We start from the raw sequence: 16942 nt of genomic DNA on the forward strand, positions 1-16942 counted from the left end.
GATGGATCGAGGAATTGAAATTGGATATGGTGATATTTTTATTCTTTTACTGTTCTTTTTATTTGTCGGGGTCATCGGATACCTGGTAAGCATTCGGAAGCCCACGACTGATCAACTATTTTTTGCTGGAAGAAATCTGAATTGGCCCATTATTGGATTTTCGATCATAGCGTCAAATATTTCGACACTGACCATAATTGGACTCACTGCTGATGCCTATGTATATGGAGTTTCAGCTTCCTCATATGAGTGGATGGCATCCTTAATACTTATCGTATTGGCCATATTCGTCGTACCCATTTATATTAAGAACAAAATCAATACTGTTCCTGAATATTTTGGTAAGCGCTATGGACCTATCGTCAGGAAATACTTCTCGGTGATTAGTCTGATCATCAGTTCCGCCGTTAACATAGCTGGCCCACTGTATGCGGGAGCGCTTTTGATTAATCTCTTTATACCACAGATTTCTGTGTGGGAGGCTTCCGTCGCCATTGCTCTATTCGCTGCGACTTATACTTCTTTTGGTGGGTTAAATGCTGTGGTTTATACAGATTTTTTTCAATCCATTTTATTCCTGATGATTTCGGTAATCGTTTGCTTTGCCTTGTTTAGCCAGTATAACTTTGATATTAGTCAAGTGACTGCAGTGGTGTCTGTTGAACGATTTGATATGCTAAATAATTTGGATCACCCCTTCTTACCCTGGCTTGGACTCATTACTGGTGTTCCGATCCTGGGATTTTACTTTTGGTGTACTGATCAGGTGATTATTCAACGCGTATTGGCAGCAAGGAGTATATTACAGGCACAAAGGGGAATTTTCTTTGGAGCTGCTCTGAAACTCTCTATTTTATTCGTTATTGTCATACCTGGAATTCTAGCCGTAGGATTGTTTCCAGACATCGAACAGCCTCAAGATTTATATGCGTTATTCATTACACAGTTGATCCCTACGGGGGTTCTTGGTCTTGTACTATCGGGACTACTTGCGGCAATGATGTCATCAGTAGATTCAGCGTTGAACTCATCAGCTACACTCATCACCTACGATTTTGTTCAAAAGAAATATCCGCAATTTTCTGACCAAAAGTTGGTCCTTATAGGTCGGGTTTCTGTAGCCTTTATGATGTTAGTTTCACTTTCATGGACACCGCTAATCCAATATGCCAATGGAATCTGGGCCTATGCTCAAACTTTCTTAGCTTATCTTGTGCCACCTTTGGTTTGTTTGATGTTTTTCGGCATATTTTCTAAGAAAGGGAATCAACATACTGCATTAATAACCCTAATATTGGGTCATCTGGGCAGTTTGTTCATTTTTATATGTCAATATCTAGGCTGGCTTGAATTGCATTTTACCATATCAGCTGCATTAATATTTGTAATTTCTATTGCAGTCTTTTTTATAAGTAGTTGGAAAGAATCACACATTGACACAGAACAATCACTTCAACTTTACTTTAACTACCAGAACTATTATGTCACTAAACAAAATAAGATCATTGCTATCGGCATCATCATTGCAACACTTTTAACCATTTTACCCTTCTTTTTTTAAAATTACTTACCAAAAATATCCAACGAGCAAGGCTGTCACCAACAGTAGTAAAACGGCAAGGTATCGATAATTTTGATACCATGGCAACACTGATAACTCTTCGGTCTCCTCTTTGATCAACTTCGTATTCCAGGTCAAATTGTTGATGGTTTCATCATCTGGAGGTGCAGTAGCAAGCGATACGACAATATGTACCAGGATACAACTTATAAAAAGGATAAAGGCCATGGACAAAAAATGAAGAGATGTCAGGTATACCATCCACTGAGGTAAACTACCACCATTGTCTATTATATTTCCCCCAAATATTTGGAGACTCAGCATGAAAACAGCGAAAACAAAACCGAAAAGCAAACTGGCAATTGAGCCACTGCCATTAGCCCTGGTCCAAAATAAACCCAGTACAAAGGTAGAAACAGCAGGAGGTGCAGTATAGCTTATGACCAATTGTAGATATTTCCACAGTGAATCACTGACCGTTTCAATGTATGGAACCCATGCAGATGCAAGGACTACCAATACTAAGGTTGCAATTTGTCCAATTCTGACCAGTTGTTTGGATGTTAGTTTTGGATTAATCTTTATGGCAAAATCCATGGTGATCAATGTCGATGCGGAATTAAACGTAGCGGAAACAGACGACATCATAGCTGCCAGTAAGCCAGCTACGACCAGTCCTAAAATGCCCGTTGGCAATAACTCTAACAACAGCACAGGGTAAGTAAGATTAGGGCAGTCTGATAGATTTGAACAGGGTATAGAGCTTCCATCAGGTCCTGTGATAAAGTAGTTTAAGCTAGAAATATCCAGTTCAGAAAATAGTAGAATGGCTAATACGCCAGGTACGATCATGATAAAAATAACAGGTAGTTTAAGAAGACCACCAAATAAAGCACCCCACCTGCCATGGTTGAGATTTTTAGCACCTAAGACCCGCTGAACCATAAATTGATTATTGGCCCAAAAATAAAATCCAAGCAATGGCACACCTGTTAAGAGCCCCCACCATGGCATAAATTCATCATTCGAAGGTCTAACAAGACTGAAAACTTCATCCGCATTAGCAGGTGCATAATGTCCAGCTTCCCTAAGCTTTTCAACAACTTCAACCTGTCCGGCAGCGATCGCGTTAGTGAGCTGATCCATCATGTCAGACCATCCACCGCCAAGTTGGTCAAAGGCATAATAAGTCAGCAAGATCGAACCGAAAATAAGCAAGATTGCCTGTATCACTTCTGTTTGGATCACTGAATTTAAGCCACCAGGTATAGTATAAGCAGCTGCGGCTAAAGCCAGACCTATAATGATATAGGTCGACGGAATTTCTGGGAATAAAATCTTCAGGACGACACTGCCAACATATAAGCCGGCTGCAGTATCAACAAGGATATTACCTACGATAGTGATAAACGAGAAATAGTATCTGGATCGACTATCATATCTTTTTTCCAAAAATTCAGGCATGGTAAATACTCCTGACTTCAGATAAAACGGAAGGAAGAAAATGGCAAAAATGATAAGAACAACAACGGCAAACCATTCATAATTGTAAACATGGACATTGGTCTTAAAGGCATCACCTGCCAGACCGACAAGAGTAGAACTAGAGATATTAGCAGAAAAAAGAGCAATTCCTATGATGGGCCATGTCATACTTCTTCCTCCAAGAAAGTAGTCTTCTGAACTACTTCTTTTCGAATGATAAATGCCATACCCAATAATCAAAATGGCGTAAATAGCCATGATAATGATGTCTAGGGTACTCAGGTTGAAACTTTTCATAAGGAAATCTGTTTTCTACGTATCAATAATTCTACCAGGGCCAAAAATGGCTTATATAATTTTAATTGAATAAAAAAAAGCTTATATTATTCGGTAGAAAGCTATTACAAAGCTATTACATACTTACAACACCCTTTCTTTTAAATAGCTGGAATACAGGCAATTAGCTAGTTAATAGGTGTATTTTACATCTAACAAGCATTAGAAAATATGCTGGCAATTTTTGTGATGTCCAATGGCATAGTATTATGTTTGTATCAACTTAGTAAAAAATTTAAATAGAAATATGGAAAAATTAAACTCTCACAAACTTAAGGGCTTTTTGGCTCTTGCACTGAGTGTATTGCTTTCAATTTCTCTGACCGGCCAGCGCACCATAACAGGTGTGGTGACAGATGCAGAGTCGGGCGAAACATTGATCGGTGCTAATGTTGTTGTAACGGGAACAACGACAGGAACTATTACTGACTTTGATGGTGCATACGCTTTAGAGGTGCCAGAAGATGCAACTTCACTCACATTTTCCTACACTGGATTTAATGAAAAGGTGATGCCCATCACTGGTGAGGTGATAAATGTTGAATTATCTGCCGGACAATTATTAGAGGAAGTAGTAGTGGTAGGATATGGAAGCGTTAAAAAAGGAGATGCCACTGGTGCGGTAGTTGCTTTAGGAGAAGATGACTTCAATTCCGGAATAGTAAATTCGCCGGAGGAGCTAATTCAAGGTAGAGCTGCCGGTGTGCAAATTACAACCTCTAGTGGTGAACCTGGAGCCGGAGCTTCTATAAGAATTAGAGGAGCAGGATCGATCAGAAATGGCAACAATCCACTATTCGTTGTAGATGGGGTGCCTTTGGGAGGAGGCAATGTCTCTCCAGGAGGTAACACTGCTGGTTTAGGGTCATCATCTGCTAAGAATCCATTAAACTTTCTAAATCCCAATGATATAGCCAGTATCAACATCCTTAAAGATGCATCTGCTACAGCAATCTATGGTTCAAGAGGTGCCAATGGTGTAGTTATCATAACTACCAAAAAAGGAAATTCGAATAAAGCTTTAGTCGAATATAATGGTAGTGTGAGTACCAGTACGATTACCAGAAAATATGATTTGCTTGGACGTGAAGAATTTTTGAATGCATATGCTTCATTTAACGGTGAAGACGCAGCAAGAAGTGTCGACGGAGGTGCTGATACAGATTGGCAAGATGAGATATTGAGGACTGGAATTTCTCACAATCACAATTTGTCTATTTCAGGTGGGCTAAGTTCCGGGAGTTATCGATTTTCATTGGGTTATTTAGACCAACAAGGTATCGTTGATAAATCGGGATTTGATCGTTTGACAGGTAGATTTAATGTGCAAAACAGCTTTTTGAACGACCGATTGACCATAGCAAGTCAGGTGACGGTTTCTCAATTATTGGATCAAAGGGTTCCGATTACGGATAATGCTGGATTTAGGGGAGATCTTTGGGGAAGTGCACTTAAATTAAATCCTACTCAACCTGTATTCAATGCCGATGGTACTCTGAATCAACCTAGTTTGACTGAGTATAATCCTGTAGCATTGATCGAGTTTTCGGATGACAACTCCAGAACACTAAGAGGGTTTGGTAATATTTCAGGCACGTTTAATATTACAGATAACTTAGCATTCAAAACCGTAGGAGGTTTTGATAGAACTTTCTCTAACAGACAAGCTGCTTTTTCTAGAGCACTTCGGGCTGATGCTATTGTGGACAGGGGAAGAGCTTATATTGATCATTTGTCAAATTACGATCTCCTCTGGGAAAACTACTTGACTTACGATCAAGATTTAGGTGTAGTTAATTTGAGTGCATTGGCAGGATACTCATATCAAAGTTTCTTAAGCAGTGGTCAAAGCATACAAGCCTATGACTACCCGTTTGACGATACGCAATTGATGGTCAATAATATTACTGCATCTGAAAAGTATGTTATCAACAATGGTACTCAATTTGACGAATTACAATCTGTTTTTGGTAGGGTTAATTTAGGTTTTGCAGATAAGTACATTTTGACAGCGACGATAAGAAGAGATGGATCATCAAGGTTTGGACCCAACAATAAATATGGAACATTTCCATCTTTGGCTTTTAAGTGGAGATTAATAGACGAGGACTTTACTCCTGACTTCTTCTCTGATTTAGGTTTACGGATAGGTTATGGTAGAACTGGGAACCAGGAAATACCGTATAATCAGTGGCAAAGAAGAATAAGATATGGCGGAGACGGCATCAACAATGGAGGAGACATTAACAATGGCGGTGTAGGTGACGTTTCTTTTAATCAGTTTGACTTAAGATGGGAGAATACCACCCAATATAATGTTGGATTAGATTTTGGATTCATGAACAATAGATTGAGTGGATCTTTGGATTGGTATACCAAAAATACAAATGACCTATTAATTCAGGTGCCTTCAGCTCAACCTGCTCCACAGCCATTTGTGTGGTCTAACCTTGATGCAGACATCATCAATACTGGACTTGAGTTGGCATTAAATTACATTGCCGTGGATAATAACAATATGACATGGGATATTAATTTCAATATTGCTACCAACAATAATACCATTACAAACTACAATAATATCAATGACACTGGAGCAATTAGCGGACAAGGTTTGACAGGTGCCTTCGCACAAAGGATCGCTGAAGGTCAACCATTATATGCATATTTTGTTAGGGAGTTTGATGGATTTGATGAAGAGGGAATTTCTGTTTATCCCAATGGAGACAAGCAGGAATTTACAGGAGCGCAACCAATACCTACTGTTTCTTTGGGTTTGACCAACAGTTTCAATTTTGGTGATCTGGATGTCAGCTTCTTTTTCAATGGGCAGTTTGGTCATTGGATTTACAATAACACTGCAAATGCTTTGTTTACAGCAGGAGCTCTTGCTAATGGAAGAAACGTTACTTCAGATGTTCCTGGAAATGGAGAATCAAATTTGAATGCACCAGATGTGAGTACAAGATTTTTAGAAAGAGGTGATTTTGTCCGTTTACAAAACTTAAATGTAGGCTATAGAGTGCCTATTCAGTCTAATAGTGTTTCTGGACTTAGATTATTTCTTACCGGACAAAACTTGTTACTCTTTACTAATTATACTGGACAGGATCCGGAAGTTGATACCAACAAAAGTATCAATGGAATACCATCTGTAGGAATAGATTATACAGCTTTCCCAAGAGCGAGGACTTTTACTTTGGGAGCGAACGTTACATTTTAAAATTAAAAATTATATAAAATGAAAATATTAAAGAACATCTTAATTCTTTTTCTAGGAATGAGTGTTGTTTTTTCCTGTACAGATCTGGAGACAGAACTTCTGGACTCTGAGGCGGGAGCAGATGCGAATAATGAGTTTATCAAATACACGGAAGACAGAGCATTAGAATTTCTTCAGTCATCTTATAACTCATTAGCAACATTTACTGATCAGAATAACATATATGCTTTAGGTACTCATACATCAGATGAGTTGATTCCACCAACAAGAGGAGTGGACTGGGGTGATAATGGAGTATGGAGAACGCTACATGCTCACAACTGGGATGCTACACATGCATCAGTTTTAGGAGCCTGGAACAACATCCATCAGAATGCCTTTGCTACAAACGGGATTATTTTTTCAGACGTAAGTGCTGAGACTGATGCTGCTGCTCGATTTATGCGCGCATTCTATACTTATCACGCAATGGATATGTTTGGGCAAGTACCATTTAGAGAAGTTACCGACGGGCCTGATGTTGATCCCAAGGTATTTTCCAGAACTGAGGCTTTTGATTTTATCATCAGCGATCTTGAAACAGCGCTGCCACATTTACCCAGCATAGGTCCTTCACCGACCAATGCTCAGGCTTCGAAAGCTACAGCTAACTACCTATTAGCGAAAATGTATTTGAACAAGGCAGTCTATTTTGCGGATAATCCTGCTGGACCTTACACATTTGACAACGCAGATATGGATAGGGTAATAGAGCATGTTGACGCTATTACCGCTGATGGATACAGCTTAGATCCTGATTTTTTCAACGTATTTACGGCCAATGAATCACCGGAGATCATCTTTACTTCTCCAAACGGTTCAGGACAGAATAGATGGATGATGACATTGCATTATGATCAAAATCCAAGTGGATGGAATGGATTCACCACTTTGGCGGATTTTTATAATAAGTTTGAAGATCAGGATTCCAGAATTGGGCAAGAAGCTGCGAAAGATGGATCAGAGTTCGGTGGAATTGGAAAAGGTTTTCTCATAGGACAGCAATTTACCCGAAATGGAGATATTTTAATTGACTCCAGATCTCAAAAGCCCCTTCAGTTTACACCTGAGGTGCCATTAGCAGGTGCAGCGACTGAGAAAGGAATCAGAGCTATTAAATACCACCCAGCTGATCATGGTCAATATATTTTGATGAGATATGCTGATGCTTATTTGATGAAAGCTGAAGCTTTGTTCAGAAAAGGGGAGACAAGCGAAGCTCTAGACATGGTGAATAATTTAAGAAGCATCAGAGGAGCAAGTACCCTAAATTCACTAGATGAATCAATTTTGCTGGATGAAAGAGGTAGAGAACTTTATTGGGAAGGATATAGAAGAACGGATCAAATCCGATTTGGTACATTTACCGATACATGGGATCACAAGTCAGTAACTGATGAATTCAGAGTACTTTACCCCATACCATCTATTGCGGTGGCTTCCAACCCAAATTTAGAGCAGAACCCGGGATATTAAGAGTACAATCATTAAGTTTAATATTTAAGAAATGGGCTGTTCTCTTGGAGACAGCCTATTTTTTATCCTTTAATAATTATTGATTTGATTAAAAGTTTTGACATACTGTTCTTTGTTTTGTTTTTGATCACACTTACAGCTTGTGATAATGACACTATTGATGACAGGGACAATCATAAAATTCTTTTTAAGAAGATAGACTCTGAACATTCTAATTTAACTTTTACAAATACCCTTACCAATACCTCTGAATTTAATATCTTTTCATATCGGAACTTTTATAACGGAGGAGGCGTCGCCATTGGGGACATCAATAATGATGGACAGCCAGATATATACCTTACCTCTAATTTGGGGAGCAACAAATTGTATCTCAATAAAGGAAATATGCAATTTGAGGACATATCACAAAGTGCTGGAATAGAGGAAGCCGATAAATGGAGTACTGGTGTGTCCATGGTAGATATTAACAATGATGGATTTTTAGATATCTACATATGCAATGCTGGACAAAGGGCTGAAAGCAACCAAAAAAACGCGCTGTTCATCAATCAAAAGGACAACACATTTCTTGACGAAGCTGAAGCTTATGGGCTGGCGGATGCTGGATACACCACCCATACAGCCTTCTTCGATTATGATCAGGATGGCGACCTCGATGCTTACATTTTAAACAATAGTTTTATACCCGTTAACACGTTAAATTACTCGAACAAAAGAGACTTGAGAGCTGAAGATTGGCAGGTTAAAGATTTTTTAAAGGGAGGTGGTGACAAACTAATGAGGAATGATAATGGTAGCTTTCAAGATGTAAGCGAAGAAGCCGGTATTTACGGAAGTTTAATCGGCTTTGGATTAGGGGTTGTCATTGCGGATGTCAATGGCGATTCTTACCCTGACATTTATGTGTGTAATGATTTTTTCGAAAGAGATTATTTGTACATTAATAATCAGGAAGGAGGGTTTTCTGAGGAACTAGAAAGAAGGATGCAACACATTTCTCATTCTTCTATGGGGGCTGATTTCGGTGATTTAAATAATGATGGCCATTTTGAAATCTTTGTTACAGATATGCTTCCCGGAGATGAAACCAGAAAGAAGAAAACTACTACATTCGATAATATTGACTTAAGAACGCTCAAAGTAAATCAAGGCTTTTACAATCAATTCATGCAAAATACCTTGCAATTAAATGAAGGCAATGGTCAGTTTAGCGAAGTCTCCAATTTTGCAGGGGTGGAAGCTACAGATTGGAGCTGGGGAGCATTGATGTTTGATGCTGACAATGATGGTTTAGAGGATATCTTAGTTTGTAACGGAATCTACAAAGATGTGATCGATCAGGACTTTATTGATTTTTTTGCCAATGATATTATTCAAAAACAAGCATTGACAGGGAAAAAAGAAGAGATCGAAACCATCATCAATAAAATGCCGAGTGTTCCTCTCCAAAATGACATATATAGCAATCAGGGAAATCTGCGTTTTGAAAGAAAATCCGAAGAATGGGGTTTAAAAGAAGAAACCTTTAGCAATGGTGCAGCTTATGGCGACCTAGACAATGATGGCGACCTTGACCTGGTCATTAGTAATGTCAATCAAGAAGTATTGTTTTATGAAAACCAGTCTGAACAACACTTCACCTCATTAATTTTACGTGGAGATAAGGCAAATATAATGGCTGTAGGATCTGTGGTGACCCTATACTGTGGAGAATATGCTTACACCAAGACCTTGATGCCTTTCAGAGGATTTCAATCATCAGTAGATTATAAACTGAATTTTGGTCTCGGAAATTTAAATTCCGTAGATAGCGCTGAGATCATTTGGCCGACTGGTGAACGCGAAAAATTCTTCGAAATCAATGTGGATACTATTAATGTTATCCATAAAGGTGAGGGTCTTATTTTACCACAAAGCAACGCGGAATTACAAGCTCCAAGCATCTTAACTGAAATGGACCTTGTTTCTCTGGAGCATAGAGAGGATGACTATGTCGACTTTTATTATGAAAGAAACATACCTATTCAGCTTTCTAAAGAGGGCCCTACAATCGCTTTAGGAGATTATAATGAAGATGGATATGATGATTTATTTTTCGGGGGAGCACATCAGCAGCCTGGTCAACTTTTAATGGGGGGACCTAAGGGTTTCAAGCCTGTACAAACCGAGTTGTTTGAAAAATTTAAAGGATACGAAGATACAGCATCCGAGTTCATAGATATTGACAACGATGGCGATTTAGATCTTGTAGTGGGTTCTGGTGGAAATAATGTACAATTCGACAACCGGGCATTTATTGACCGACTGTATATCAATAATAATGGAGTGTTTGAGTATAGTTATAATGCCATTCCTCCTAACGCTTTGAATACTTCAATCATCCTTTCTCATGATATTAATGAAGACGGTTTTGCGGATTTATTTGTGGGTAGCAGATCGATACCAGGCGGATATGGTCTAAGTCCGGGTAGTTTTATTTATTTGAATAACCGTAAAGGTCGATTTGTAGATGTAACTGCTGATATAGTTCCGGAATTGCAGTTGGCCAGTATGATTACAGATGCCAGGTGGGTGGATTTAGTGGGTGATGATCAAAAAGAGTTATTGGTAGTAGGAGAATGGATGGCGCCAAAGATCATACAGTGGACGGGTTCAAAATTCGAAATTATTACAACATCTCTCGATAGTTTTTCCGGCTTTTGGCAGGCAGTGGAGACTTTAGATATAGATCAGGATGGAGATCAGGATATAGTACTCGGCAATATTGGTGAAAATTTTGCTTTAGAAGCTAACGATCAAGAACCTTTGTTGCTGTGGATAGGTGATTACGATGATAATGGTTCAATTGAAAAAGTTTTGACGAAGAGACGAAACGGCATGGATCAGCCAGTGATGATGAAAAGAGACCTTATCGATCAAATTCCCGGCCTTAAGAAACAGAATATTTTACATTCTGAATATGCCACTAAGTCTATCTTTGATCTATTCCCTAAGGAAAAATTACAAAACTCAACGATTAAGCAGGTGAATTACTTGTCATCAGTCATAGCCTATAATTTGGGTGGGGGAAAATTTGAAATTGAACAGCTTGAGCCGAACTTACAATGGTCGAGTGTCAATGCATTACATAAAGTAGATCTGGATGAAGATGGAATCGATGAAATCATAGGCAGTGGAAATAATCGTTTTTTCTTACCACAATTTGGCAGTCTTGATGCAGGTAGTGGATTTGTATTAAAAACTGAGGATAACAACCTGAAGCAAATTAACACTGGCAATGGTTGGCTGAAATTAAATGAGAAAGGTGAAGTAGTCAGATCTATTGAACATTTTTCACATCAAGGACAACGGTTCGTTATCATAGGCATTAACGACGCAAAGGCCAGAATTCTCATGATTAATAAAGAATCGATATGAAACGATCGATTTACTTTTCTGTCATCCTCATAGGTCTACTTTCAGCATGCTCTAGTGAGCAATTTGAATTTTTGTTGCACTCAGGAGAGGAATTAGGTATTGACTTCAATAATAAATTAGAACAGAAGGCAGATATGAATATTCTTGATTATCTGTATTTTTTTAATGGAGGTGGCGTAGGAGCAGGAGACTTTAATAATGATGGTTTGATGGACCTATATTTTTCAGGCAATCAAGTTTCTAATAGACTTTATTTGAATGAAGGCAATCTGAAATTCAAGGATATTACGGAGGAAGCATTCCAGGAGCTTAATAATTCATGGTCAACTGGTGTTTCAGTCATAGATATTAATCACGACGGGCTTCTGGATATTTACGTTTGTGAAGTCAATCAAATCCATGGTTTTGAAGGTCACAATCGACTGTACATCTGCCAAACTATTGAAGACGGAATCCCAAAGTATAAGGAAGCATCAAAGGAATATGGGCTTGACTTTTCAGGTTTGTCAACCCAGGCTGCATTTTTTGATTATGATGTTGATGGAGATCTGGACATGTTTCTGCTTAATCATTCGGTACATAATAACAATACCTTCGGTCCCAGATCAAATTTTGTGGGCCAGGTTGATTCGATATCAGGTGATCGATTGTATAGAAATGAAGATTCCATATATGTAAATATTTCTGAAGAATCGGGAATTTACACTAATAGTATCGGCTATGGACTTGGCGTTGCGGTCTCTGATATTAACCAGGATGGATATCCAGATTTGTATATTGGTAACGATTTTCATGAAAACGATTATCTATATATCAATAATCGGGACGGCACCTTTTCTGATCAAATTAATCAGCAAATTCCTTACACCAGCAGATTTTCAATGGGTGTAGATATTGCAGACCTCAATAATGACGGGTGGAGTGATGTTTTCACCTTAGATATGATGCCATATGATGATCAGATTTTAAGAAGATCTGAAGGAGAAGATCTCATCAATACCTATAATTATAAACTGAGGTTTGGATACAATTATCAGTTTGCCCGCAATACCATGCAAATCAATACCGGAAATAATCAATTCATAGATCTGGCCATGTACAGTGGCGTCCATGCTACCGACTGGTCTTGGTCTACTTTTTTAGCCGATCTCAATATGGATGGCCGAAAAGATATCTTCGTCAGTAACGGTATTCCGAAAAGAATGAATGATATTGATTATATCAACTTTATCAGTAATTCCGAATTGCAGAAAAATTCTGCGGAAGGACAGTTGAGTACATCTGACCTCGAAATGCTAAGTAAGATTCCAGAGATTAAGATTAAGAATCAAATCTTTTATAACAAGGAGGGATTTAAGTTTGAGCATGTAAATGCTGCCATTAAAAATAATCAAGAGGGTTATTCTAATGGAGCGACGTATTGTGATTTAGATAACGATGGAGATCTTGATATTGTAGCTAATAATATAAATGGTCCTGCTTTCATTTATGAAAACAAGAATAAGACAAACAGTTTCGTAAACGTCCATTTAGAAGGACAGACCAAGAATCCAGATGGAATTGGCACAAAACTTATTTTAGAAAACAGAAATGGCATCGATCAATACTTAGAATTTTACCCTGTTAGAGGTTTTCAATCTTGTAGTCATCAAACACCCGTTTTCTATATTAAGGATTCATTAGATTACAGCCTGACCGTTATTTGGCCTGACGGCAAAAGTTCGACACAAGAAGTTGGTGTAGAAAACGATATGACGTTTAAGTACAATGAGGCCTCAAAGAGAGAAGCTATCTTGCTAGTAGACGAATTGGATAAGATAAAATTTCAAGAAGTTACCTTGAATTTAGGCTTAAAAGCATCGCATAAAGAAAATCCGTTCATAGATTTTGACCGAGAACCGTTGATTCCTTTTAGTGTGTCTACTGAAGGACCTGCATTGGCAATCGGCGATTTAAATCATGATGGCTACCAAGATATCTTTTTAGGAGGTTCTAAGAGAGAGAATGGGTTTGTTTATCTGCAAGAGTCAGAGGGCTTTACCAAAAGTGACATCGTAGATCTGGCAAAAGATTCTATGTATGAGGATATTGACGCACTTATATTGGACTTCAACGGCGATGGACTTAATGACCTTTTAGTTCTCAGTGGTGGTAATGAATTTAGCTTGTCAAGTAAATACAATCAACCTCGACTTTATTTGCAGAATCGAAATGGATGGATGAGGAAAGCAGATGCTTTCAATGATATTTTTTTAACAGGACAAGCCGTAGCAGCGGAGGATTGGGATCAAGACGGTGATCTGGACTTGTTTTTAGGGGCTAGATCTGTTCCGGGCAGCTATGGTCAAACCCCCAATTCCTATTTACTCACTAATGATGGCTCTGGACGATTTACCAGATCTAAGTATGAAGGTATAGAAGCATTGGAATTAGGAGGATTAGTAAAGGACGCAATATTTGCCAATATCGATAAAGATCCTAAAAAAGAGCTGATAGTCGCTTATGAATGGGGGCACGTAAAAGCTTATAAATTAACAGGGGCAAAAGTAGAGATTATTTCGATCTCAGATCAAAGTGGATTGTGGAATGGCTTGATCGTGGAAGATTTTGATAAGGATGGAGATCAAGATATATTGGCCTTGAACACAGGACTAAACAATAAATTTAAATTGGATGACAATCAAAGTTTAAAGCTCTATTTCAATGACTTTGACGACAATGGTACAAAGGAGCAGATACTCACTTATTATGTCAATGGTGTCGAAATTCCTTTTGCTACCAAAGGGGAATTGCAAACACAAATACCATCTATTAAGAAAAAATTCCTATTCGCTGAAGATTTTGCAACTGCTAACCTCGAAGATCTAGTGGGTAATGACAAGATTAAAGGTGCAAAGATCTTAAAAGCTGAAACCTTAAAACATGCCTTGTTTGTTAATAATGGAAGAGGTGAGTTTAAGTTGGCTGAATTGCCAGAAGAGTTGCAGTACTATTTTCTCAAAGATGGTATGTCAATGGACGTTAATGATGATGGATTACCGGACATAGTACTAGGAGGTAATTTTTATGACAATAACATACAAATGGGAAGATATGATGGAAACTATGGAACCATCATGATTAATGAGGGGACCAATAATTTTAGGATTTCTTCACTTCAAGGCTTATCTTTAAAAGGTCAGGTGCGTCGTACGGCTTCAATCAATATCAAAGGTCAAAAGGCATTGATATTTGCCAGAAATAATGAGACTGCAGCCATCTTTATGAAATTAAAAAACGAACTATGAAAATTTCAATATTCTTTTTGATGATTATGTGCATGGCATCATGCGTAAGTGTGAAGAGTGGCGATGCCTCTGAGAACAAAAAAGACAGAATGTCACAGATAAGAGGTAATGTGATGTACAACCCTGATCCCAATATCGAATTGTCTAATCACTTGAGAAAGTTTTCAGGAGTACGAGTCTCTGGAAGTGGTGAAGACGCCCAGATCTTTATTCGAACTCAATTAAAAAATGCATCCACCGTTTTATTTGTTGTCAATGGCCAGTTTTCAGATTACAAATCGGCGTTTACCTTGGCCAGTAATTCATATATCAAGACAATAGAAGTATTAAAGGATCCCATAGATACTGCATTGTTCGGGTATAAAGGTGCACATGGGGTGATTAAAATCGTGACCAATTAAAGTCTACACTGTTAACAGAATCGATGTGAATCGGATATAATGCAGAAAAAGTGGTGGAAAGAAGCGGTGATGTACCAGGTATATCCGCGTAGCTTTAAGGATAGCAATGGGGATGGTATTGGTGATTTGCCTGGGATTCTGGAAAAGGTTGATCACTTGGTAGAGCTTGGAATAGACATCGTTTGGTTAGGACCAATTTATGATTCCCCTAATGATGACAATGGCTACGACATCAGAGATTATTATAAGATTCATTCAGAGTTCGGAACAATGGAGGATTTTGATCTGCTCCTGAAAACCTTGCATTTTAGGGGTATCAAATTGATTATGGATCTCGTTGTAAATCACACCAGTGATGAGCATGAGTGGTTCATGGAAGCTAGAAAGTCAAAAGACAATCCATATCGGGATTACTATCACTGGACGGATGAACCTAATAACTACATCTCCTATTTTGGAGGAAGCGCCTGGGAGCAAACTGAGGAGACTGGATCATATTATCTTCACCTTTTTACTAAAAAGCAACCGGATCTGAATTGGTCCAACCCTAAAGTGAGGAAGGAAGTGTATGAAATTATGAAATTCTGGTTGGACAAAGGGGTAGATGGATTCAGAATGGATGTCATTTCTCTAATCGCCAAACCAGAAGTTTTTAAAAATAGCCCATCAACAGATCTAAAGTTTTTGATTGAAAATCATTACGCAAATGGTCCAGGAATACATGAATACCTTCAGGAGATGTATCGTGAAGTCTTACAATTTTATGATGTGATGACAGTAGGAGAAGGTCCTGGAATAACAAAAGCTCATGCTTTGAATTATGTAAGCTCTGATCGCAATGAGTTAAATATGATATTTCAATTAGATCTCATGTTTATGGATTTTGGGCCAATGGGTAAATTTGATTACCGACCATTTACCTTTCAGGATTTTAAACGCTGTTGGATGGAGTGGGATATGGCCATGAAGGACAACGGATGGAACAATATCTTTCTGGACAATCATGATTTTCCAAGAATGGTCAGCAGGTTCGGGAATGACAGTTTGTTTAGGATAGAATCTGCCAAATTGCTAGCCATGCTTCTACTTACATTTAGGGGAACACCTTGCATTTATCAGGGTAGTGAAATGGGCATGACCAATGTGGCCTTTTCTTCTTTAGATGATTATGACGATGTCGAGATTCATAATTTTAAAAGAGAACACATTCCTGGTGATCGCATTTCTGAAGCAGAATTTCTCAAGATTGTCCATAGACAGGCCAGGGATAATGCCCGAACTCCTGTACAGTGGGACGATAGTGAGAATGCGGGATTCACGGAAGGGGAGCCATGGATCAAGGTTAATCCCAATTATAAAGAAGTTAATCTGGATACTTCAAGGGAAATTTTTGATTTTTATAAGAGGTTAATTTCCTTTAGAAAGTCATACACCGATCTAGTATATGCGGATCTTGAGGTATATGACGTCGAACATCCTCAAATATTCTTTTATAGAAGGGGTATTTATTTTACTATTTTAAACATGTCCGATAAGGTCATATTGAAATATAGGCACGGAATTGATTCAGGTATCGTTTTGATGTCAACACATAATAGGAAAGGATTCCCTCAGAATAACATTGACCTAAATCCATGGGAAGGAATCCTAATCAAGAATTGACCATTGAACAGACCCCAACAGGCCTTTAGCTCGATTAAATAGTAGGTATCAA

At 38.3% G+C, this 16942-nt stretch carries 8 protein-coding genes; 7 read left to right on the forward strand and 1 reads right to left on the reverse strand.

Annotated elements, in window-relative coordinates:
* The first annotated feature begins 1 nt into the window (after position 1).
* A complete protein-coding gene (locus tag L2567_RS04235; protein WP_235296460.1) occupies positions 2-1561 on the forward strand; it encodes a sodium:solute symporter family transporter in 1560 nt (519 codons plus the stop codon).
* A gap of 6 nt (positions 1562-1567) precedes the next feature.
* Here L2567_RS04235 and L2567_RS04240 read toward each other — a convergent pair whose 3' ends face one another.
* Positions 1568-3343: a sodium:solute symporter gene (locus L2567_RS04240; protein ID WP_235296461.1), complete on the reverse strand. Its 1776-nt coding sequence runs from the start codon at positions 3341-3343 to the stop codon at positions 1568-1570.
* Positions 3344-3629: 286 nt separating this feature from the next.
* Here L2567_RS04240 and L2567_RS04245 point away from each other — a divergent pair, with 286 nt between their 5' ends.
* From L2567_RS04245 to L2567_RS04270, 6 genes are all read left to right on the forward strand, one after another.
* Entirely contained in the window at positions 3630-6605 is a 2976-nt protein-coding gene (locus L2567_RS04245) for a SusC/RagA family TonB-linked outer membrane protein (RefSeq protein ID WP_235296462.1), read from the forward strand.
* A gap of 18 nt (positions 6606-6623) precedes the next feature.
* Positions 6624-8120, forward strand: a complete 1497-nt coding sequence (locus L2567_RS04250; protein WP_235296463.1) for a RagB/SusD family nutrient uptake outer membrane protein — start codon at positions 6624-6626, stop codon at positions 8118-8120.
* An 84-nt stretch (positions 8121-8204) separates the two neighbouring features.
* On the forward strand, positions 8205-11540 hold the full coding sequence (locus L2567_RS04255) for a VCBS repeat-containing protein (RefSeq protein WP_235296465.1): 3336 nt from the start codon (positions 8205-8207) through the stop codon (positions 11538-11540).
* Positions 11537-14827 (forward strand): VCBS repeat-containing protein, encoded by a 3291-nt coding sequence (locus L2567_RS04260; RefSeq protein ID WP_235296466.1) that lies wholly within the window; start codon positions 11537-11539, stop codon positions 14825-14827. The genes L2567_RS04255 and L2567_RS04260 overlap by 4 nt, the downstream gene beginning before the upstream one ends.
* Positions 14824-15228: a hypothetical protein gene (locus L2567_RS04265; protein WP_235296467.1), complete on the forward strand. Its 405-nt coding sequence runs from the start codon at positions 14824-14826 to the stop codon at positions 15226-15228. The genes L2567_RS04260 and L2567_RS04265 overlap by 4 nt, the downstream gene beginning before the upstream one ends.
* 39 nt (positions 15229-15267) lie before the next feature.
* Positions 15268-16890 (forward strand): alpha-glucosidase, encoded by a 1623-nt coding sequence (locus L2567_RS04270; RefSeq protein ID WP_235296468.1) that lies wholly within the window; start codon positions 15268-15270, stop codon positions 16888-16890.
* Positions 16891-16942: the final 52 nt, after the last annotated feature.

The organism is Portibacter marinus, assembly GCF_021533195.1.
Lineage (GTDB): Bacteria > Bacteroidota > Bacteroidia > Chitinophagales > Saprospiraceae > Portibacter > Portibacter marinus.

Excerpts from the sequence above, each read along its gene's own strand:
- L2567_RS04265 (WP_235296467.1), top strand. The coding sequence starts at position 14,824 with ATGAAAATTTCAATATTCTTTTTGATGATTATGTGCATGGCATCATGC.
- L2567_RS04270 (WP_235296468.1), top strand. The coding sequence starts at position 15,268 with ATGCAGAAAAAGTGGTGGAAAGAAGCGGTGATGTACCAGGTATATCCG.
- L2567_RS04245 (WP_235296462.1), top strand. The coding sequence starts at position 3,630 with ATGGAAAAATTAAACTCTCACAAACTTAAGGGCTTTTTGGCTCTTGCA.
- L2567_RS04235 (WP_235296460.1), top strand. The coding sequence starts at position 2 with ATGGATCGAGGAATTGAAATTGGATATGGTGATATTTTTATTCTTTTA.
- L2567_RS04260 (WP_235296466.1), top strand. The coding sequence starts at position 11,537 with ATGAAACGATCGATTTACTTTTCTGTCATCCTCATAGGTCTACTTTCA.
- L2567_RS04240 (WP_235296461.1), bottom strand. The coding sequence starts at position 3,343 with ATGAAAAGTTTCAACCTGAGTACCCTAGACATCATTATCATGGCTATT.
- L2567_RS04250 (WP_235296463.1), top strand. The coding sequence starts at position 6,624 with ATGAAAATATTAAAGAACATCTTAATTCTTTTTCTAGGAATGAGTGTT.